Origin of the sequence: Flavobacterium oreochromis, assembly GCF_019565455.1 — a bacterium.
GTDB classification, from domain to species: domain Bacteria; phylum Bacteroidota; class Bacteroidia; order Flavobacteriales; family Flavobacteriaceae; genus Flavobacterium; species Flavobacterium oreochromis.
Genome location: NZ_CP067377.1, coordinates 137,999 through 157,001, shown reverse-complemented (window position 1 = coordinate 157,001; position 19,003 = coordinate 137,999). Strand labels below are relative to the sequence as shown.

Here is a 19,003-nt window from a genome sequence, read left to right as displayed (position 1 = left end):
GAGTTTAAGTTTACCCCATCTGTAGTATTGTTGCCTTTATATTTAGTGTTGTTTCTTTGGATTGTTTTTTGGATTGAACAACAATTTAAGATTAGTTTTTCCAATTATGGTATTTATCCAAGAACTTTTTCAGGGCTAAAAGGTATTTTGTTTAGTCCTTTTTACATGGAGATTTGGGGCATTTGTTTAATAATTCACTAGCATTATTGTTTTTGTTAGCTAGTTTACGTTTTTTTTATAGAGACAATTCTTTTCAGGTGTTATTTTATGGGATTTTATTGTCCGGTATCGGAACGTGGTTAATAGGTCGAGAGAGTTATCATATAGGGGCTAGTGGTTTGGTATATGTATTAGCTTCTTTTATTTTTTTTAAAGGCATTCAAACACGTTATTACCGTTTAGTAGCTTTATCTTTTACTGTAATATTGTTGTATGGAGGAATGATTTGGTATATATTTCCAAATGCAGAGACGCATATTTCATGGGAGTCTCATTTGTCTGGTTTTTTGGTAGGATTACTATTTAGTTGGTTGTATAGTTCACCGTTGTACCAGAAGCCAATGATTTATGATTGGCAAAAACCAGATTATGATTCTTCAAAAGATCCTTTTATGAAACATTTTGATGGAAAGGGTAATTTTATTTCAAGTTCCAAAATGAGAGAATTGGAACTTGAAAAATGGAATTATTTTGTTTCTAATTTACCAGTGATTTATAATTATAAAAAAAGGAAGATTAAATAGTTTTATTAATACTAATAAAATTAATAGCTCTTAATTATTGTCTCTGTCTAACTGTTTCGTATAAGAAGGCACCACAAGCAACAGAAACGTTTAGAGAAGAGATTGTTCCATACATCGGTAATTTGGCTTTTTCATCTACAATTTTCAAGATAGAAGGATTCACTCCTCTATCTTCACTTCCCATGATGATTGCTAATGGCTGATTTAGATCAATGTCATAAATATTATGATCTGTTTTTTTCGGTTGCGGCTATTGTTTTAATCCCTGATCCTTGAAGAAAAAAAAACAGCATCTTTTATATGATCCACTTTGCAGATAGGTATATTAAATATAGCACCTGCAGATGTTTTAACAGTATCTCCATTAACAGGAGCAGATCCTTGTTTTTGAATAATAATTCCATCTACACCAGTACATTCTGCAGTACGAATTATAGCTCCAAAATTACGGGCATCACTTAATTGGTCAAGAATGAGTAAGAGAGGATTTTTTTTCTTTATGAGTATAGATTCAATTAAATTTTCTAAGCTGACAAAAGAAATAGGTGCAATAGTAGCAACTGCTCCTTGGTGATTATTAGATGTTAAACGATTTAGTTTTTCAACTGGTACATAACTAAAATTGATGTTGTTTTTTTTAAGAGCTTTGAGTAATTCCTGCATTAATTCTCCTTGTGTTTCTTTTTGTATAAAAACTTTATCAATTTCTTTTTTGCTTGAATAGCCTCTAAAATGGCTCTAATTCCGAAAATTTGGTTGTCTTTTTCCATGAGGTAAAGATAAAAAAAAACCACCAAGTTTAAAATTTGGTGGTTTTTGTTGCAAAAAATTAATTTTTATCCCAGAAAATTTTGGTGTATAATTTATCACCGCCAATGGCTTCAGCCGCTTGCGTATAATTTGATCCATTTATTGTTGATTCAGATGTTGGATAAGTATATCTGACTGGAACTTTTTTATCTGCAGCTGTAACTGCTTTCGTTGGAGCTTTTAATATTGGGTAATCTAATCTTCTATAAAAAGTCCAAGATTCAAAACCTCTATTATACATTGCTATCCAAGCTTGCATACCTATCTTTTCTTTCCAACTACCACTAGCCGTTAAATAGTTGATGGTAGGTTGAATTAGATAATTATTAATTTCACTATTTGGGATATTCCAATATGTCATTGAAGCAGTAATTCCTGCATTATAATAATATTCAGCACTATTTCCAACTGCATAACCTCTTTCTGCAGCTTCTGCTAATAGGAAGTTAATTTCTGCTGCGTCAATGAGAACCCCAGGAGCATCTGATTTTTTTATAGCATCTCCAATATGTGAGTAAGATGTAGCGTATGGATTAGCATTCTGAGCTCCATAAATTCCTCCTATGTATTCACTACCTAATTGAGTGAAGAATATTTTTCTTCTTGGGTCACTAAGTGAATTCATATAATCTACGATCGTTTTGGAAGGGACAAAATCATTTCTATTACTAGCCACCAAATTGTCATATATAGGATTATACGTAGGAGCAGATGGAGAATATGAAAATAAGGCATTATCTGCATTAGATGAAATTACACCTTTGTTTATGGCAGATTCTACTGTTTGTTTAGATAAAATAGGGTTGGAATCACTTAGGTTTATTCCTAGTTTTACTTTTAATGAATTTCCAAATTTCAGCCATTTTTCTACATTTCCTTGGTATATCAAATCCCCATTTTTAAAACTACTACTTTGAGTATTTAGTTTGTTAATGGCAATGTCTAATCTGCTAATTAAATCAGAATATATTGTAGCTGCATCATCATATTTAGGCAGGATGTTGTCTTGGTTTTTCAATGACTCACTATAAGGGATATTTCCAAAAGTATCAACTAAATTTTGATAAGTATATACCTTTAAAATTTCAATTATAGCTTTTTTGTTAGTTTGAATTTTACTCCATTCTGTTGTTGATATATCATCTGGTTTGGTCTCTTTTTGAATGATTTCTTCAGCAGATTTTAAGTTTCCTAAAACGTCTCTATATAGGTTGTTCCAATGGAATCCAGGTATGTTTCGGTTGATTAAGTTATATCTTGATTCAGCTGTATATAATGTTGCCGCCCAGTATTGAGAAAAATATCTAAAAACATTTTCGTTAACACTTGGTGAACTTAATTGATCTGATATTCCTTTTTGGGAATTACTTAATAAAGATTCAGCTGAAACGTCATAAGCTTTTTTGGAGTCATCGTTAAAGTTTATATCCTCAGTAATACAACTAGTTAATAATAACGATGAAATTGCTGTTAATTTTATAAATGTACTTTTCATTTTAGAAGTTGATTTTCACGTTAAATGAATATGTCTTGATAGCAGGCATAACACCTGATTGAAACCCTTGGACATTTCCCGCTGATGAGCCTGCTTCAGGATCACTATATGGTGTGTTTTTGTGTATTATCCATAAGTTGTTTCCTAATAAGCTAAAGCTAACGTTTGATAAGTCTAATCGTTCAGTAAATTTACTAGGTAAATTATAAGTTAAGCCTACTTCTCTAAGTTTAACATAGGAAGCGTCATATATATAAGCTTTATTAGGATTTGTGTCTGTACTAAAGGCAGTCCCTCCAGATGAAGAGGCGTCAACAACAATATTGTTTGGTTGTCCGTTTGCTAAGACACCTGGTAAAATGATACCTCCATTGTTTTCATCTCTAATAGGAAAACCTAAGTGATTTAATCCTGTTGTTTCTGGATATATTCCAGTTTCTCGGCCATAAGCTTGGTCTAAAGAATAAACACTACCTCCCTTTTTTACATCAATTAAGAAGTTTAATGAAAAATCATTATAACGGATTTTATTACTTAAACCTCCAATCCAATCAGCTTGAATCGTTCCAAGTACCTTGTTGTTTTCTGTTAAATAAAATCCATTTGCACCAACAATTTTATTTCCATTTGTGTCATATACGTAATCACTACCTCTTAATGTGCCATATGCTTCTCCTACAGTTGCATTTAGAGATACCCCTCCTTGGAAATTAGCTAAAAGAAGGTTGTCTCTTCCTTGATTAAGGGATTTGACTTTGTTTACGTTTTTAGACCAGTTAATACCTATTTCCCATGATAATTTTTTTGTTTTTATTGGAGAACCTGATAAAGCAATCTCAATACCTTTGTTTTCCATCTCACCTGCGTTTACACGAGCTGCAGTATAACCTGTCGCTGCTGTTTGCGGGACGTTAAAGATTTGGTCTGTTATGTTGGTCTTATATACAGATAAATCTAAATTTAATCTGTCATATATTCCTAATTCTATACCTGCTTCTAATGATTTTTGAATTTCAGGTCTTAGTTTTGATTGATCATAATAGGTTGTAGCGTTTCCGAATAAAGGGTTTCCGTTTATAATGCCATTGAATGCTCTGGATCCTAATCTTCCATAAGCAGGGTCATTACCAACTTCTGCATAACTTACTCTTAATTTAGCTAAGTTTAACCAGTCTTTTTTAATTATTTCTGATAAAATTAGACTAGAACCTACAGAAAAGTAATTGTATTGATTTACTGATGCACCTAATAATGCTGTACTTTCATCATGACGTATAGTTCCTTCTAAATAAAGGATTTTTTTATAATCTAATGTTCCCTGAGCGTAAACACCACTTTTTTCATATTTTATTTCTGATTGTATTGGTGCAAGAAATACATTAGAGTTTTGTAATGAGTATAGATAAGGTTTAGCAAGTCCTCCAGTAGTTGAGCCAAATAAACTTCTTGTATTTGCTTTTTTAAAAGTATAGCCAGCTAGAGCTCTTGCTCCAAAATCTTTTGTAAGGTTGAATTTATAAGTAGCAATTAGGTCATAAGTTTGTTGTAGGAAATCTCGTGTAAAAATACTGTAGCCAGAAGAAGCATTTCCTCCTGTAATACCGAAATTCTCAGCGTGACTACCTATAGCTTTTCTTAATTCTTGATTGTCATATGAATATTCTAGTGTTGCTCTACCTAAAATGTTTAAGTTTTTGTTAATATCATAGCTTAAACTACTACCTGTTAAAACACGAGTTCTGGTATCTGTTTCGTAGTTTTCATATCGATCCCAGTATGGGTTATTCCAGAAATTTGGTCTTAAATCTCCGTTTGTAGGGTCTATTTGATTCCAAGTGATATTTTGTTTTGTTCTGAAATATTCATTTTCTAATTCTTTTATGTCCACATTGATTGGCCACCATTGTCTAAAGCCAGTCATGATGTTATCACCGTAACCCGTAGCATTTCTTCCTTTTGTACTTTGATCCGTGAAAGTGATAAAAGTGTTTGATTTTAATTTGTTGGTAAAATCTCTTGAGAAACTACCATTGATAGAGTTTTTATTTAGGCTACTATTTGGTAAGATTCCGGCTTCGTTATTATTAGTGTATGAAAAATTGTATGTAGATTTTTCATCTCCACCGTTTAAATTAATGTTGTTTACAGTTGAAAAAGCAGTTTTAAAGAAGCTATTAGGGTCGTTAACAGCTGCAACCCAAGGGGTGGCTTTGCCATAATTAGGATTTCCTACGACAAATGAGTTCCATTGGTATACTAACTGGTTTGGATTAAAAACGTTTCCGTAAGAGGCATCATCTCCTGTTGAAGCTACGGTAGCATTTGCATTGCCGAAAATGTTGGCAGAGTAGTTGCTATGCTCTCCTGCATAACCTCCTCCGTACTCTTTTTGATATGTTGGAAGTGTTTGCTTGTTCGCATTTGAAATGGAAAGTGTTGAGCTTATACTAATTCCTAATGCAGTTCTTTTTTTCCCTTTTTGTTGTAATAATAATAGCACCGTTAGCAGCTTCACTCCCATATAAAGCAGTTGCAGAAGTTCCTTTTAGTACATTTATAGATTCTATGTTGTTAGGGTCTATATCAGAAGCAGAGTTACCAAAATCAAAGCCTTGTCTTCCACTTGCTGTATCAGAATCATTTAAATTAGCATTGTTAATAGGTACGCCATCAATTATAATTAAAGCTTGATTGTTACCTGTTAAACTTTTTGTTCCTCTTAAGACAATATTACTAGAACCTCCAAAATTTGAGTTGTTTCTAATTTCTAAACCAGCAACTTTTCCTGATAAATTATTGATAAAATTGTTAGTTGGAACCTGATTAATTGTTGCTGCATCAAGTTTTTGTGTTGAATAACCTAAGGATTTTTTCTCTCTAGATATTCCTTGGGCAGTGACAACAACTTCTCCTAATACTTTAGAATCATTTTGCATAACAGTATTCATTATGCTAGAAGCGCCAACTGTTTTAGAGATTTCTTTCATTCCTATAAAAGAGAATGTTAAAATATCTCCTTCCTTAGCTCTGATTGTGTACTTTCCATCAAATCCAGTTGAAGTCCCTCGTTGTGTACCTTTGATTAAAACATTTACTCCAGGTAATGGTCCAGAATTATCTGTTACCACTCCAGTAACGGTTTTTTCTTGTGCAAAAGAAAACTGAACCGTCAACACTACTAGTAGTGTGTAAATCCATTTGAATTTTGATCTCATAAAATAATAATTGATTAGTTTATGCAAATATGTAAAATAAATTTTAAAGTTTATTTTTTTATTTTGTTTTTTTTAAGGTTATTGTAAATTAAGTGATAAACTTATGTGGAAAATAGAATTTTTAATATTTAAGTTTTGGTTTTTACTTATTCCGTTGCTATATTGTATGTGAATAAGGTTTTTTTTATTTGTTAAATAAAATCCTATTCCTAAACTTTTTAAATTGTTTTTTGTTTTTTGTGTTTCGTCTTCAGTGTATGCGTAATCTAAAATACTGTGTATGTATAAATTGCTATTTACTTTATATCTGTATTCTGAAATAATAGAGCTTAAAAGATTGCATTGAAGGCTATTGTCGTTAAATCCTCTTATAGAATTAATGCCCCCATATCGGAATAATTCATTCGTTAAATATTGATTGCTATTTAGGTAGTAATTTTGGCTTTTAATAAAAAAAGTGTTTCGGTTATTTAGTTCAAATTCATGGGATAGCTCTATTGATGTAAAAAATTGTGTTGTATGATTAGTGAAATTATTTCTTTTTCCTGTTCCTATTTTGAAAGTTAAATTGGTTTTTTCAGGGAAAAGAGTTTTGTTGTTATTGTGATTTATGTGTTGGCAGCTTAGTGTGTAGAAAAAATTTTTGTAATCAGTCAGTATTTTTGAATTTGCATTTTGTATGTCACTTGATTCTGTTTCTTGGTAACCTATGTAGAAACGAGTGTTGTAATTAAGTAAATAGCCTAGTTCTATTTCGGATTTTGTTTTTTGGAATGTTGTGTCTTGTTTGAAAATATTTAAATTTCCTTTTAGTATTAGTGGGCTTTTGAAGATATAAGGTGTTTCAATGTTTAAGTTGAAAGTTGTTTGTTCTTGTCCATTGTTTTTCCAGTATACATTAAAATGTTCTCCCCAATTTAGTGTGTTTAATAGTTTTAGGTCTAAATAGCCATTTAATTTTAAGGTGTTTTTTTGAGTTGTAAAACCAATATATCCATCAAAGGTGCTTCTTTTTTGTTTTTCTAGGTAAATGTAAATGGATGTTGAGTCGTTTTTAAAAAGGATTTCGGCATCTTTTGTTGTTTTGCAAAAAGGGAGTTTTTTAAAATCTTTGTTAATTTTTTTTAATTGATTTTCATTGAAGACTTTTTTATTGTGGTTTTTGAATATATTTTGTAAGTGATTTTTAGGAAAATTTTGATATCCATTTATATTAATTCGATTGATTGTTCTTTTTGAGTCTTCAATGATTGTGATTTCTGATAATAAATTTTGTTTTTTTTTTTTTATGTTAGAAAGTTTTATTTGAGTTAAGGGGAATCCTTTTTTTCTAAGATTTTAGTAAAATTTAGAAGTGCTTCGTTTGTTTTTTTGAAATCTATTTTTACAGTGTCTTCATTTGTTTCAAGAAGTTTTTTGTAAGGACCAAGGCGGATGTGGGTTTTTTTTATGGGATAGCCTAGTTCGTATTTGATGTATTGTGTAGTGTCGTTAATTTTTTTATTTGTAAGTATTTTGTGTTCAATATAGCCTCTTTCAATAAGGTTTTTTGAAATAGATGTTATTTCTTTGTTTAAATAGCTATTTTTAATGTGTTTGTTGGGAGAGGTGATTGAGTCGAGAGTTTGGTTTTCAATGGTAGAGCTTCCTTCGATTTTTAAAAATAAATTTTGTCCCCAATTTTTTTGAGGTAAGAATAAAAACAAGAAAAGGTAGAGGAGATGTTTCAAGAGTTGTTATTTTGGGTAAAAATAACGTAAAAAAACAACTTTAATTATGTTGAAAATAACTGTGCTGAAAATTAATTATTTAGAGTTTGTTTTTTGGAAATTAATCTATACATTTGCAACCCCGTAAATTGCGGGATTTTATAAACAAGTAAATAATTTAGTATTAATTATGCCAACAATTCAACAATTAGTAAGAACTGGAAGAGCCAAATTAACTAAGAAGAGTAAATCGGCTGCTTTAGATTCTTGTCCTCAAAGAAGAGGGGTTTGTACGCGTGTGTATACTACTACGCCTAAAAAGCCAAACTCAGCAATGCGTAAAGTTGCGCGTGTGCGTTTGACTAATGGTAATGAAGTAAATGCTTACATCCCAGGTGAAGGACATAATCTTCAAGAGCACTCGATAGTATTAGTTAGAGGTGGAAGGGTAAAAGATTTGCCAGGAGTTAGATACCACATCGTACGTGGTGCTTTGGATACAGCCGGAGTTAACGGTCGTTTACAAAGAAGATCTAAATATGGTGCTAAACGCCCTAAAGACAAAAAGTAATTAATGTTTAACCGTTTAGGGTTCTAGTTTAAGTTTTAAACTTCTAAACTTCTAAACATCTAAACTTTTAAAAAAAAGAAATGAGAAAAAGACAGGCCAAAAAAAGACCTCTTTTACCAGATCCAAAGTTTAACGATCAATTAGTAACACGTTTTGTTAATAACTTAATGTGGGATGGTAAAAAATCGACTGCTTTTGCAGTATTCTACGATGCTTTAGATATCGTTGAAACTAAAAAGCAAGATGCTGAAAAATCAGCTTTAGAAATTTGGAAAGATGCTTTAACGAATGTGATGCCTCACGTAGAAGTTCGTTCTCGTCGTGTAGGTGGTGCTACATTCCAAATCCCTATGCCAATTCGTCCAGATAGAAAAATTTCTATGTCAATGAAATGGTTAATTCTTTATGCTAGAAGAAGAAATGAGAAATCTATGGCAGCTCGTTTAGCGTCTGAAATCTTAGCTGCTGCTAAGGAAGAAGGTACTGCTGTTAAGAAAAGAATGGATACTCATAAAATGGCGGAAGCTAATAAGGCATTCTCTCACTTTAGATTTTAATTCGTAAAGAAATGGCAAGAGATTTAAAATATACTAGAAATATTGGTATTGCTGCTCACATTGATGCGGGTAAAACTACCACTACAGAGCGTATTTTGTTCTATACAGGTAAGTCTCACAAAATTGGTGAGGTGCACGATGGTGCTGCTACTATGGACTGGATGGCGCAAGAACAGGAAAGAGGTATTACAATTACTTCTGCAGCTACGACTTGTACTTGGAATTTTCCAACAGATCAAGGTAGAAATATTGCAGATTCTAAACCGTATCACTTTAATATTATTGATACTCCAGGTCACGTTGACTTTACAGTAGAGGTGAACCGTTCTTTACGTGTGTTAGACGGTTTAGTATTTTTATTCTCTGCGGTAGATGGTGTTGAGCCGCAGTCTGAAACAAACTGGAGATTAGCTGATCAGTATAGAGTTCCGCGTATGGGATTCGTTAATAAAATGGACCGTCAAGGGTCTAATTTCTTAGCAGTTTGTCAGCAAGTAAAAGATATGTTGCGTTCTAATGCTGTGGCAATTACGTTACCTATTGGAGAAGAGCAGGATTTTAGAGGGGTAGTTGACTTGGTGAAAAATCAAGCTATTGTATGGCATGATGAAACACAAGGAGCTACTTTTGATATTATTGATATCCCTGCTGATATGGTTGATGAAGTAAAAGAATATCGTTCTAAATTAATCGAAGAGATTGCTTCTTATGATGAAAACTTATTAGATAAGTACATGGAAGATGAAAACTCGATTACTGAAGAGGAAATTAATAATGCTTTACGTGCAGCTACTATTGATATGGCTATTATTCCTATGTTATGTGGATCTTCATTCAAAAACAAAGGAGTTCAGTTTATGTTAGATGCTGTTTGTAAATATTTACCATCTCCTTTAGATAAAGAAGGTATTGAAGGTATTCATCCTGATGATGCTGATTTATTAGAGGAGGATCAAACAAAAATCGTACGTCGTCCAGATGTAAAAGAGCCGTTTGCAGCTTTAGCATTTAAAATTGCTACTGATCCTTATGTTGGTCGTTTAGCTTTCTTCCGTGCTTATTCTGGTCGTTTAGATGCGGGTTCTTATATTTTAAATACTCGTTCGGGTAATAAAGAGCGTATTTCTCGTATCTATCAAATGCACGCTAACAAACAAAATCCAATCGAATATATTGAGGCTGGTGATATTGGGGCGGCAGTAGGTTTTAAAGATATCAAGACAGGTGATACCATGTGTGATGAAAAGAATCCTATTATTCTTGAATCAATGAAATTCCCTGATCCGGTAATTGGTATTGCTATTGAGCCTAAAACAAAAGCTGACGTAGATAAAATGGGTATGGCTTTAGCTAAATTGGCTGAAGAAGATCCAACGTTTACAGTTAGAACTGATGAGGCTTCTGGTCAAACAATTATTTCTGGTATGGGTGAGCTTCACTTAGATATCTTAGTTGATCGTATGAAACGTGAGTTTAAGGTTGAAGTGGATCAAGGCGAACCTCAAGTAGAGTATAAAGAAGCGTTTACTAAATCAGCTCAACACCGTGAGGTTTATAAAAAACAATCAGGAGGGCGTGGTAAATTTGGTGATATCGTTTTCCGTTTAGAGCCTGCAGAGCCAGGGGCTATGGGGTTAACATTTGTTAATGAAGTAAAAGGTGGTAATGTTCCTAAAGAGTATGTTCCAGCTGTAGAAAAAGGTTTCAGAGAAGCAATGAAGCAAGGTCCTTTAGCGGGATATGCTGTAGATAGCTTAAAGGTTACTTTATTAGATGGTTCATACCACCCAGTGGATTCAGACGCATTATCTTTTGAATTAGCTGCTAAATTAGGTTATAAAGAGGTGGCTAAAGCAGCTGGTGCTGTTATTCTTGAGCCAATCATGAAAATTGAAGTTATTACTCCAGAAGAAAATATGGGTGATATTGTAGGTGACTTAAACCGTCGTCGTGGTCAAGTAAATGATATGGGGGATAGAAATGGTGCTAAAACTATTAAAGCTAATGTTCCATTATCAGAAATGTTTGGTTATGTAACTACTTTAAGAACTTTATCTTCAGGTCGTGCTACTTCAACTATGGAATTTTCTCACTATGAAGAAACTCCATCTAATATTTCAGAGGCAGTAATCAAGAAAGCAAAAGGTAACGCTTAATTTTTAAGAAAATGAGTCAAAAAATCAGAATAAAATTAAAATCTTACGATCATATGTTGGTTGATAAATCAGCAGAAAAAATCGTAAAAACTGTAAAAAGTACAGGTGCAGTAGTTACAGGTCCAATTCCTTTACCTACTAACAAGAAGATTTTTACTGTGTTACGTTCTCCGCACGTGAACAAAAAATCAAGAGAGCAATTTGAAGTTAGTTCATACAAAAGATTGTTAGATATCTATTCTTCATCTTCAAAAACTATCGATGCTTTAATGAAATTAGAGCTTCCAAGTGGGGTAGAAGTTGAGATTAAAGTGTGATAAATCACTCAAATTAAAATATTTAAGCATTATGTTTTGAAATTCAAAACATAATGCTTACTTTTGCGCACTCAAAATTAGAGTTATATATATTATTAATAATTAATTAGTTAAGTATGTCTGGGTTAATCGGAAAGAAAATCGGAATGACTAGCATCTTTGATGAGAACGGGAAAAATATTCCTTGTACTGTTATTGAGGTAGGTCCTTGCGTAGTTACCCAAGTCAGAACCAAAGAGGTTGACGGGTATGAAGCTCTTCAGCTTGGTTTCGATGACAAAACTGAAAAGCACACAACTAAAGCTGCTGAAGGTCACTTCAAGAAAGCTGGAACGGTTGCTAAGAAGAAAGTTGTTGAATTCCAAGGATTTGAAAATGAGCACAAATTAGGTGATGTGATCACTGTGGATTTATTCGCTGAGGGTGAATTTGTAGATGTTCAAGGAGTTTCTAAAGGGAAAGGTTTTCAAGGGGTTGTTAAACGTCACGGATTTGGTGGTGTTGGACAAGTTACTCACGGTCAGCATAACCGTTTAAGAGCGCCAGGTTCAGTAGGTGCTTCATCTTATCCATCTAGAGTATTCAAAGGAATGCGTATGGCTGGAAGAATGGGTGGAGACAATGTAAAAGTTCAAAATCTTAGAGTTTTAAAAGTAGTGGCTGAAAAGAACTTACTTGTTGTTAAAGGATGTGTTCCTGGTCACAAAGACTCTTATGTAATCGTTCAGAAGTAATGGAAGTAAAAGTATTAGATATCAACGGAAAAGATACTGGAAGAAAAGTACAGCTTTCTGATTCAGTTTTCGCAATTGAGCCTAATAACCACGCTCTTTACTTAGATGTGAAACAATATTTGGCTAACCAACGTCAAGGAACTCACAAATCTAAAGAAAGAGCAGAAGTTGCTGGAAGTACTCGTAAAATTAAGAAACAAAAGGTACAGGTACTGCTCGTGCAGGTTCTAAAAAATCTCCTTTATTTAAAGGTGGTGGAACTGTTTTTGGTCCAAGACCAAGAAGTTATTCTTTCAAGTTAAATAAAACTTTAAAACGTTTAGCTCGTAAATCGGCTTTAACGTTAAAAGCGAAAGAATCAAATTTAATCGTATTAGAAGACTTCAATTTTGAAGCTCCAAGTACTAAAAATTTCATTAACGTATTAAAAGCGTTAGGGTTAGAAAATAAAAAATCATTGTTTGTATTAGGTGGTATTAACACAAATGTGTATTTATCATCTCGTAACTTACAGAAATCTTCTGTTATTACTAACTCAGAATTAAGTACTTATGCGATATTAAACGCAAACAATTTAGTTCTTTTAGAGGGTGCTTTAGAAGGAATTGAAGAAAATTTAAGCAAATAATAGGCCATGAGTATCATTATAAAACCTATCGTTACAGAAAAAGTAACTAAAGACGGAGAAGTATTCAACCGTTTTGGTTTCGTTGTAGATAAAAAAGCTAACAAAGTTCAAATTAAGAAAGCTGTTGAAGCTGCTTATGGAGTAACTGTTGTAGAAGTAAATACAATGAATGTACGTCCAGATCGTACTACTAAATATACAAAAAGTGGTATGATAGCTGGTAAAACCAATGCTTATAAAAAAGCAATCGTACAAGTTAAAGAAGGAGAAACAATTGATTTTTACAACAACTAAGTAAAGTAAGATGTCAGTAAGAAAATTAAAACCTATTACCCCAGGTCAGCGTTTTAGAGTTGTGAATGGTTTTGACGCCATTACAACTGATAAGCCGGAGCGTTCATTAATCGCACCGAAAAAATCATCTGGAGGTAGAAATAGTCAAGGAAAGATGACTATGCGCTATACAGGCGGTGGTCACAAACAAAGATATCGTATCATTGATTTCAAAAGAACTAAAGATGGTATTCCAGCTACAGTTAAATCAATTGAATATGATCCAAACAGAACTGCTTTTATCGCATTATTAGCGTATGCTGATGGTGAAAAAAGATATATTATTGCTCAAAATGGTTTAAAAGTTGGGCAAACTGTAGTTTCAGGTGCTGATGTAGCTCCTGAAATTGGGAATACTATGCCGTTAAGCAAAATTCCTCTAGGTACAGTAATTTCTTGTATTGAGTTACGTCCAGGTCAAGGTGCAATCATCGCTCGTTCTGCAGGTACTTTCGCTCAGTTAATGGCTCGTGATGGTAAATATGCTACTATTAAAATGCCTTCTGGTGAAACAAGATTAATTTTGTTAACTTGTTCTGCAACTATCGGTGCAGTTTCTAACTCTGATCACCAATTAATCGTTTCTGGTAAAGCAGGTAGATCTAGATGGTTAGGTAGAAGACCAAGAACTAGACCAGTAGCAATGAACCCTGTTGATCACCCAATGGGTGGTGGTGAAGGACGTTCATCTGGAGGTCACCCACGTTCAAGAAAAGGTTTACCAGCTAAAGGTTATAGAACCCGTGCTAAACAAAACCCGAGCAACAAGTATATTGTAGAACGTAGAAAGAAATAATAAGATATGGCACGTTCATTAAAAAAAGGACCTTTCGTACACTATAAATTAGAAAAGAAAGTATTGGAGAATGCTGAGGCAGGAAACAAGAATGTTGTTAAAACTTGGTCTAGAGCTTCAATGATTACTCCAGATTTCGTAGGACAAACAATCGCAGTTCACAACGGTCGTCAATTTGTTCCAGTATATGTTACTGAAAACATGGTAGGACATAAGTTAGGTGAATTTTCACCAACTAGATCTTTTAGAGGTCACGCTGGAGCTAAAAATAAAGGTAAAAAATAAAAGAAGACATGGGAGTTCGTAAAAGAGAAACAGCAGAAGCAAGAAAAGAGGCTAACAAGTCTTTGGCGTTTGCTAAGTTAAATAACTGCCCTACTTCACCTAGAAAAATGCGCTTAGTAGCAGACTTGGTAAGAGGTCAGAAAGTTGAAAATGCACTAAATATATTAAGATTTAGTCAAAAAGAAGCTTCAAGAAAATTAGAAAAATTGTTGTTATCTGCTATTAATAACTGGGAACAGAAAAATAGCGAAGGTAATGTAGCTGAAGCTGGCTTATTTGTAAAAGAGATTAAAGTGGATGGTGGTATGATGTTAAAAAGATTACGTCCAGCTCCACAAGGTCGTGCACACAGAATTAGAAAACGTTCTAATCACGTTACAATCGTATTAGGATCAATTAATAACACACAAAGCAATTAATAAAGATGGGACAAAAGACTAATCCAATCGGAAATCGCCTTGGTATCATCAGAGGATGGGATTCTAACTGGTATGGTGGTAATGACTACGGTGATAAAATCGCTGAAGATTACAAAATCAGAAAGTATATCCACGCTCGTTTATCAAAAGCTAGTGTGTCGAAAGTAATTATCGAAAGAACTTTAAAACTTGTAACCGTTACTATCACTACGGCTCGTCCAGGTATTATTATTGGTAAAGGAGGGCAAGAGGTAGACAAGTTAAAAGAAGAACTTAAGAAAATTACAGACAAAGAGGTTCAAATCAACATTTTTGAGATCAAAAGACCTGAGTTAGATGCTTATTTAGTAGCTAATAGTATTTGTCGTCAAATTGAAGGTCGTATTTCTTATAGAAGAGCTATCAAAATGGCTATTGCTGCTTCTATGAGAATGAACGCAGAAGGTATCAAAGTGATGATTTCTGGTCGTTTAAACGGTGCTGAAATGGCGCGTTCAGAAAGTTTCAAAGAAGGTCGTATTCCTCTATCAACTTTCAGAGCTGATATTGATTATGCTTTAGCAGAAGCTCATACTACTTATGGTAGAATGGGAGTTAAAGTATGGATTATGAAAGGTGAAGTTTACGGTAAGAGAGATCTTTCTCCACTTGTAGGTATGGATAAAAAATCTGCACAAGGAGGTAAAGGTGGTGATGCTCCACGTGGTGGAAAGTCAAACGGTAAACAAGGAGCTCGTAAAAGAAAGTAATTTTTAAATTAAAGAAAAATGTTACAGCCTAAAAGAACAAAATACCGTAAGGTACAGAAAGGTAGAATGAAAGGGAACTCGAATAGAGGTCATGAACTTTCAAATGGAATGTTTGGAATTAAATCTGTTCACGAAACAGGTGCTTTCTTAACTTCACGCCAAATTGAAGCGGCTCGTATTGCAGCGACTCGTTATATGAAACGTGAAGGGCAATTATGGATTAAAATTTTCCCAGACAAACCTATCACTAAGAAGCCTCTTGAAGTACGTATGGGTAAAGGTAAAGGTGCAGTTGAATACTGGGCTGCTGTTGTTAAACCAGGAAGAATTATGTTTGAGGTAGGTGGTGTGCCACTAGCTGTTGCAAAAGAGGCTTTACGTCTTGCAGCTCAAAAATTACCAGTAAAAACTAAATTCGTCGTTGCTAGAGATTTCGAAGCATAATATAAGAAGATTATGAAACAATCAGAAATTAAAAATCTATCTGCAGCTGAGTTACAAGAGAAGCTAGTTCAATTAAAAAAGACCTATGCTGATTTAACAATTGCTCATGCTATTTCTCCAATCGAGAATCCACTTCAAATTAGAAGTATCAGACGTTCAGTAGCGAGAATCGCAACTGAATTAACTAAAAGAGAGCTTCAATAATAGTATTCAGCTGAAAAGATGGAAAAAAGAAATTTAAGAAAAGAGAGAGTTGGTGTAGTTACATCTAACAAAATGGACAAGTCTATTGTTGTTGCTCAAGTAACTAAAGTAAAACACCCATTATATGGTAAGTTCGTGTTAAAAACTAAAAAATATGTTGCACACGACGAAAAGAACGACTGTAACATTGGTGATACGGTAAAAATCATGGAAACTCGTCCATTAAGTAAAACGAAATGTTGGAGATTAGTTGAAATCATTGAAAGAGCTAAATAATTATGGTACAACAGGAATCAAGACTAAAAGTAGCAGATAATACGGGAGCTAAAGAAGTTTTAACTATCCGTGTTTTAGGTGGAACAAAAAGACGTTACGCCTCAGTTGGTGACAAAATTGTAGTAGCTATCAAAGATGCAACTCCTAACGGAAACGTTAAGAAAGGTGCGGTTTCAACTGCAGTTGTTGTTAGAACTAAAAAGAAGTAAGAAGAGCAGATGGTTCTTATATTCGTTTCGATGATAACGCTTGCGTATTATTAAATGCAGCAGGTGAAATGAGAGGAACGCGTGTATTCGGTCCTGTAGCTAGAGAACTTCGTGAAAAACAATTCATGAAAATTGTATCATTAGCACCAGAAGTGCTTTAATTATTATTACGATGATGAAGCTAAAAATAAAATCAGGAGACACTGTGAAAGTTATCGCTGGTGACCATAAAGGTGCTGAAGGTAAAGTTTTACGTGTAATTCGTGAGAAGAACAAAGCGGTAGTTGAGGGTGTAAACATGGTGTCTAAACACACTAAGCCAAGTGCTCAAAATCCTCAAGGTGGAATCGTTAAAAAAGAAGCTCCTATCCATGTTTCTAACTTAATGTTAGTAGATGCTAAAGGCAATACTACTAAAGTAGGTTTTAAAGTAGAAGGAGATAAGAAAGTAAGATTTTCAAAAAAATCTAATCAAGTATTATAGTGATGGCTTATATACCTAGACTAAAAGAAGAATATAAGAGCAGAGTAATTGCTGCTCTTACAACAGAATTCGGTTACAAAAACGTAATGGAAGTTCCTAAATTGGAAAAAATCGTTTTAAGTAAAGGAGTTGGTGCTGCAGTGTCAGATAAAAAATTAATCGATTACGCTGTTGAAGAGTTAACAAAAATCACAGGTCAAAAAGCAGTGGCTACTATTTCTAAAAAAGACGTTGCGTCTTTTAAATTAAGAAAAGGAATGCCAATTGGTGCTAAAGTGACTTTACGTGGAGAAAGAATGTATGAGTTTTTAGATCGTTTGATCACAGCTTCTTTACCACGTGTAAGAGATTTTGGTGGTATCAAATCTACTGGTTTTGACGGTAGAGGTAATTACAACCTTGGAGTTCTTGAGCAAATTATCTTTCCTGAAATTGATATTGATAAAGTAAATAAAATTTCAGGTATGGATATTACTTTTGTAACATCTGCTAAAACAGATAAAGAAGCAAAATCATTATTAGCTGAATTAGGTTTACCTTTTAAAAAGAATTAAGACATGGCTAAAGAATCAATGAAAGCCCGCGAGGTGAAAAGACAAAAAACGGTAGAAAAATATGCAGAGAAAAGAAAAGCTTTGTTAGAAGCTGGAGATTATGTATCTTTGCAAAAATTACCAAAGAATGCTTCGCCAGTTCGTTTACATAATCGTTGTAAATTAACAGGTAGACCAAGAGGGTACATGCGTCAATTCGGTATTTCACGTGTTACTTTCCGTGAAATGGCAAACTCAGGATTGATACCAGGTGTTAAAAAAGCTAGCTGGTAAGATTATAAAAGAGATTATTAACAGGTTATAGGTTCAACCCACGAGTGTGGGTTGAAAACCATAACCGCAATTTTGTTTATATGTATACAGATCCAATTGCGGATTTCTTAACAAGAATTAGAAATGCATCGAAAGCAAGCCATAAAGTGGTGGAAATTCCTGCTTCTAATTTAAAAAAGGAAATCACAAAAATCTTATTCGATCAAGGTTATATCCTTAGCTACAAATTCGAAAATGAGACTGTTCAAGGAACAATCAAAATCGCTTTAAAGTATGATAAAGATACAAAAGAAGCGGTAATCAAGAACATTCAAAGAATTAGTAAACCAGGTTTACGTAAGTATGCAGGTGCCGCTAAATTACCTAGAATTTTAAATGGTTTAGGTGTTGCTATCGTTTCTACTTCTAAAGGAGTAATGACTGATAAGCAAGCTAGACAATTAAATGTAGGTGGTGAGGTAATTTGTTACGTATACTAAAAAGAGTTAAGAGATGTCAAGAATAGGTAAAAGTCCAATCGCCATTCCTGCTGGAGTAACTGTGGAATTGAAAGATTCAGTTATTACCGTAAAAGGGAAATTAGGGCAACTTTCTCAAGAGGTTACTGATAATGTAACAGTAACTGTTGAAGAAACTCAAGTTCTTGTTTCAAGAGCTGCAGATAGCAAAGAAGAAAGAGCTCAACATGGTTTATTTAGAGCTTTAATCAATAACATGATTACTGGTGTATCTACTGGTTTTACAAAAGAATTAGAATTAGTGGGTGTTGGATACCGTGCTTCTAATCAAGGTAATAAACTTGATTTAGCTTTAGGGTATTCTCATAATATCGTTTTAGAAGTAGCTCCAGAGGTAACTGTGGAAACTGTTTCTGAAAAAGGTAAAAACCCTATTGTAAAGCTAACTTCTTATGACAAACAATTAGTAGGACAAGTAGCGGCTAAAATCCGTTCTTTCCGTAAGCCTGAACCTTACAAAGGAAAAGGTATTAAGTTTGTAGGTGAAGTATTAAGAAGAAAAGCAGGTAAATCAGCTTAAAAAA

24 protein-coding genes and 3 pseudogenes are annotated in these 19,003 nt (G+C 33.6%); 21 read left to right on the top strand and 6 right to left on the bottom strand.

Annotated features, from left to right (window positions below; genetic code table 11):
* Positions 1-182: 182 nt before the first annotated feature.
* Complete coding sequence (locus JJC03_RS00875) at positions 183-743, top strand: rhomboid family intramembrane serine protease (protein ID WP_309597712.1); 561 nt, start codon at positions 183-185, stop codon at positions 741-743.
* Positions 744-777: 34 nt separating this feature from the next.
* Here JJC03_RS00875 and rlmB read toward each other — a convergent pair.
* The 6 genes and pseudogenes from rlmB to JJC03_RS00850 all read right to left on the bottom strand — a co-directional run bounded on the left by rlmB (position 778) and on the right by JJC03_RS00850 (position 7,993).
* Positions 778-1,513: pseudogene (rlmB, locus tag JJC03_RS00870) on the bottom strand (23S rRNA (guanosine(2251)-2'-O)-methyltransferase RlmB).
* 59 nt (positions 1,514-1,572) lie between these two features.
* Positions 1,573-3,048: a SusD/RagB family nutrient-binding outer membrane lipoprotein gene (locus tag JJC03_RS00865; RefSeq protein ID WP_103714518.1), complete on the bottom strand. Its 1,476-nt coding sequence runs from the start codon at positions 3,046-3,048 to the stop codon at positions 1,573-1,575.
* Position 3,049: 1 nt separating this feature from the next.
* A complete protein-coding gene (locus tag JJC03_RS00860; RefSeq protein ID WP_258932048.1) occupies positions 3,050-5,548 on the bottom strand; it encodes a TonB-dependent receptor domain-containing protein in 2,499 nt (832 codons plus the stop codon).
* Positions 5,496-6,263, bottom strand: coding sequence for a TonB-dependent receptor plug domain-containing protein (locus tag JJC03_RS17070; protein WP_258932046.1), 768 nt, complete (start codon positions 6,261-6,263; stop codon positions 5,496-5,498). The genes JJC03_RS00860 and JJC03_RS17070 overlap by 53 nt, the downstream gene beginning before the upstream one ends.
* 78 nt (positions 6,264-6,341) lie before the next feature.
* On the bottom strand, positions 6,342-7,253 hold the full coding sequence (locus JJC03_RS19055; protein WP_374226253.1) for a BamA/TamA family outer membrane protein: 912 nt from the start codon (positions 7,251-7,253) through the stop codon (positions 6,342-6,344).
* Positions 7,254-7,573: 320 nt separating this feature from the next.
* The gene (locus JJC03_RS00850) at positions 7,574-7,993 is read right to left on the bottom strand and encodes a hypothetical protein (RefSeq protein ID WP_235873814.1); all 420 of its coding nucleotides are present in this window, start codon (positions 7,991-7,993) and stop codon (positions 7,574-7,576) included.
* Positions 7,994-8,162: 169 nt separating this feature from the next.
* On the opposite strand from JJC03_RS00850, the gene rpsL reads away from it, so the two are divergent.
* The 20 genes and pseudogenes from rpsL to rplF all read left to right on the top strand — a co-directional run bounded on the left by rpsL (position 8,163) and on the right by rplF (position 18,999).
* The gene (gene rpsL / locus JJC03_RS00845; protein WP_014166289.1) at positions 8,163-8,543 is read left to right on the top strand and encodes a 30S ribosomal protein S12; all 381 of its coding nucleotides are present in this window, start codon (positions 8,163-8,165) and stop codon (positions 8,541-8,543) included.
* Positions 8,544-8,623: 80 nt separating this feature from the next.
* On the top strand, positions 8,624-9,100 hold the full coding sequence (gene rpsG, locus JJC03_RS00840; RefSeq protein WP_088398200.1) for a 30S ribosomal protein S7: 477 nt from the start codon (positions 8,624-8,626) through the stop codon (positions 9,098-9,100).
* A gap of 11 nt (positions 9,101-9,111) precedes the next feature.
* Positions 9,112-11,256, top strand: a complete 2,145-nt coding sequence (gene fusA / locus JJC03_RS00835) for an elongation factor G (protein ID WP_088398199.1) — start codon at positions 9,112-9,114, stop codon at positions 11,254-11,256.
* A gap of 11 nt (positions 11,257-11,267) precedes the next feature.
* Positions 11,268-11,573 (top strand): 30S ribosomal protein S10, encoded by a 306-nt coding sequence (gene rpsJ, locus JJC03_RS00830; RefSeq protein ID WP_014166286.1) that lies wholly within the window; start codon positions 11,268-11,270, stop codon positions 11,571-11,573.
* Positions 11,574-11,689: 116 nt separating this feature from the next.
* Positions 11,690-12,307: a 50S ribosomal protein L3 gene (gene rplC / locus JJC03_RS00825; protein WP_235873813.1), complete on the top strand. Its 618-nt coding sequence runs from the start codon at positions 11,690-11,692 to the stop codon at positions 12,305-12,307.
* Positions 12,307-12,935: pseudogene (rplD, locus tag JJC03_RS00820) on the top strand (50S ribosomal protein L4). The gene rplC and the pseudogene rplD overlap by 1 nt, the downstream one beginning before the upstream one ends.
* Positions 12,936-12,941: 6 nt before the next feature.
* Entirely contained in the window at positions 12,942-13,229 is a 288-nt protein-coding gene (gene rplW, locus JJC03_RS00815) for a 50S ribosomal protein L23 (RefSeq protein ID WP_088398196.1), read from the top strand.
* Between the two features lie 10 nt (positions 13,230-13,239).
* Positions 13,240-14,064 carry a 50S ribosomal protein L2 gene (gene rplB / locus JJC03_RS00810; RefSeq protein ID WP_088444284.1) on the top strand — a complete coding sequence of 275 codons (825 nt, stop codon included), beginning with the start codon at positions 13,240-13,242 and terminating at the stop codon, positions 14,062-14,064.
* 6 nt (positions 14,065-14,070) lie between these two features.
* Positions 14,071-14,349, top strand: a complete 279-nt coding sequence (rpsS, locus tag JJC03_RS00805; protein ID WP_014166281.1) for a 30S ribosomal protein S19 — start codon at positions 14,071-14,073, stop codon at positions 14,347-14,349.
* 8 nt (positions 14,350-14,357) lie between these two features.
* On the top strand, positions 14,358-14,768 hold the full coding sequence (rplV, locus tag JJC03_RS00800; RefSeq protein WP_088398194.1) for a 50S ribosomal protein L22: 411 nt from the start codon (positions 14,358-14,360) through the stop codon (positions 14,766-14,768).
* Positions 14,769-14,773: 5 nt separating this feature from the next.
* Positions 14,774-15,517: a 30S ribosomal protein S3 gene (gene rpsC / locus JJC03_RS00795; protein WP_088398193.1), complete on the top strand. Its 744-nt coding sequence runs from the start codon at positions 14,774-14,776 to the stop codon at positions 15,515-15,517.
* Between the two features lie 18 nt (positions 15,518-15,535).
* A complete protein-coding gene (gene rplP / locus JJC03_RS00790; protein ID WP_060383161.1) occupies positions 15,536-15,961 on the top strand; it encodes a 50S ribosomal protein L16 in 426 nt (141 codons plus the stop codon).
* Positions 15,962-15,973: 12 nt separating this feature from the next.
* Complete coding sequence (gene rpmC, locus JJC03_RS00785; protein ID WP_014166277.1) at positions 15,974-16,165, top strand: 50S ribosomal protein L29; 192 nt, start codon at positions 15,974-15,976, stop codon at positions 16,163-16,165.
* Positions 16,166-16,183: 18 nt separating this feature from the next.
* Positions 16,184-16,441 (top strand): 30S ribosomal protein S17, encoded by a 258-nt coding sequence (gene rpsQ / locus JJC03_RS00780; RefSeq protein ID WP_088398192.1) that lies wholly within the window; start codon positions 16,184-16,186, stop codon positions 16,439-16,441.
* A gap of 2 nt (positions 16,442-16,443) precedes the next feature.
* Positions 16,444-16,811 (top strand): annotated as a pseudogene (rplN, locus tag JJC03_RS00775) (50S ribosomal protein L14).
* An 11-nt stretch (positions 16,812-16,822) separates the two neighbouring features.
* Positions 16,823-17,134 (top strand): 50S ribosomal protein L24, encoded by a 312-nt coding sequence (gene rplX / locus JJC03_RS00770; RefSeq protein WP_088398191.1) that lies wholly within the window; start codon positions 16,823-16,825, stop codon positions 17,132-17,134.
* 2 nt (positions 17,135-17,136) lie between these two features.
* Positions 17,137-17,688: a 50S ribosomal protein L5 gene (rplE, locus tag JJC03_RS00765; protein ID WP_088398190.1), complete on the top strand. Its 552-nt coding sequence runs from the start codon at positions 17,137-17,139 to the stop codon at positions 17,686-17,688.
* Positions 17,689-17,691: 3 nt separating this feature from the next.
* Positions 17,692-17,961 (top strand): 30S ribosomal protein S14, encoded by a 270-nt coding sequence (gene rpsN / locus JJC03_RS00760; protein WP_088398189.1) that lies wholly within the window; start codon positions 17,692-17,694, stop codon positions 17,959-17,961.
* 80 nt (positions 17,962-18,041) lie between these two features.
* Entirely contained in the window at positions 18,042-18,440 is a 399-nt protein-coding gene (rpsH, locus tag JJC03_RS00755) for a 30S ribosomal protein S8 (RefSeq protein ID WP_088398188.1), read from the top strand.
* 13 nt (positions 18,441-18,453) lie between these two features.
* Positions 18,454-18,999, top strand: coding sequence for a 50S ribosomal protein L6 (gene rplF / locus JJC03_RS00750; RefSeq protein WP_088398187.1), 546 nt, complete (start codon positions 18,454-18,456; stop codon positions 18,997-18,999).
* Positions 19,000-19,003 lie beyond the last annotated feature (4 nt).

What these genes read in the sequence shown, in the direction of transcription:
- rpmC (WP_014166277.1), top strand. Translation starts at nt 15,974, where the DNA reads ATGAAACAATCAGAAATTAAAAATCTATCTGCAGCTGAGTTACAAGAG.
- fusA (WP_088398199.1), top strand. Translation starts at nt 9,112, where the DNA reads ATGGCAAGAGATTTAAAATATACTAGAAATATTGGTATTGCTGCTCAC.
- rpsJ (WP_014166286.1), top strand. Translation starts at nt 11,268, where the DNA reads ATGAGTCAAAAAATCAGAATAAAATTAAAATCTTACGATCATATGTTG.
- rpsG (WP_088398200.1), top strand. Translation starts at nt 8,624, where the DNA reads ATGAGAAAAAGACAGGCCAAAAAAAGACCTCTTTTACCAGATCCAAAG.
- rplF (WP_088398187.1), top strand. Translation starts at nt 18,454, where the DNA reads ATGTCAAGAATAGGTAAAAGTCCAATCGCCATTCCTGCTGGAGTAACT.
- JJC03_RS00865 (WP_103714518.1), bottom strand. Translation starts at nt 3,048, where the DNA reads ATGAAAAGTACATTTATAAAATTAACAGCAATTTCATCGTTATTATTA.
- rplX (WP_088398191.1), top strand. Translation starts at nt 16,823, where the DNA reads ATGATGAAGCTAAAAATAAAATCAGGAGACACTGTGAAAGTTATCGCT.
- rplW (WP_088398196.1), top strand. Translation starts at nt 12,942, where the DNA reads ATGAGTATCATTATAAAACCTATCGTTACAGAAAAAGTAACTAAAGAC.
- JJC03_RS17070 (WP_258932046.1), bottom strand. Translation starts at nt 6,263, where the DNA reads ATGAGATCAAAATTCAAATGGATTTACACACTACTAGTAGTGTTGACG.
- rplE (WP_088398190.1), top strand. Translation starts at nt 17,137, where the DNA reads ATGGCTTATATACCTAGACTAAAAGAAGAATATAAGAGCAGAGTAATT.
- rplV (WP_088398194.1), top strand. Translation starts at nt 14,358, where the DNA reads ATGGGAGTTCGTAAAAGAGAAACAGCAGAAGCAAGAAAAGAGGCTAAC.
- rplC (WP_235873813.1), top strand. Translation starts at nt 11,690, where the DNA reads ATGTCTGGGTTAATCGGAAAGAAAATCGGAATGACTAGCATCTTTGAT.
- rpsQ (WP_088398192.1), top strand. Translation starts at nt 16,184, where the DNA reads ATGGAAAAAAGAAATTTAAGAAAAGAGAGAGTTGGTGTAGTTACATCT.
- rpsL (WP_014166289.1), top strand. Translation starts at nt 8,163, where the DNA reads ATGCCAACAATTCAACAATTAGTAAGAACTGGAAGAGCCAAATTAACT.
- rpsS (WP_014166281.1), top strand. Translation starts at nt 14,071, where the DNA reads ATGGCACGTTCATTAAAAAAAGGACCTTTCGTACACTATAAATTAGAA.
- rpsH (WP_088398188.1), top strand. Translation starts at nt 18,042, where the DNA reads ATGTATACAGATCCAATTGCGGATTTCTTAACAAGAATTAGAAATGCA.
- rplB (WP_088444284.1), top strand. Translation starts at nt 13,240, where the DNA reads ATGTCAGTAAGAAAATTAAAACCTATTACCCCAGGTCAGCGTTTTAGA.
- rpsC (WP_088398193.1), top strand. Translation starts at nt 14,774, where the DNA reads ATGGGACAAAAGACTAATCCAATCGGAAATCGCCTTGGTATCATCAGA.
- rpsN (WP_088398189.1), top strand. Translation starts at nt 17,692, where the DNA reads ATGGCTAAAGAATCAATGAAAGCCCGCGAGGTGAAAAGACAAAAAACG.
- rplP (WP_060383161.1), top strand. Translation starts at nt 15,536, where the DNA reads ATGTTACAGCCTAAAAGAACAAAATACCGTAAGGTACAGAAAGGTAGA.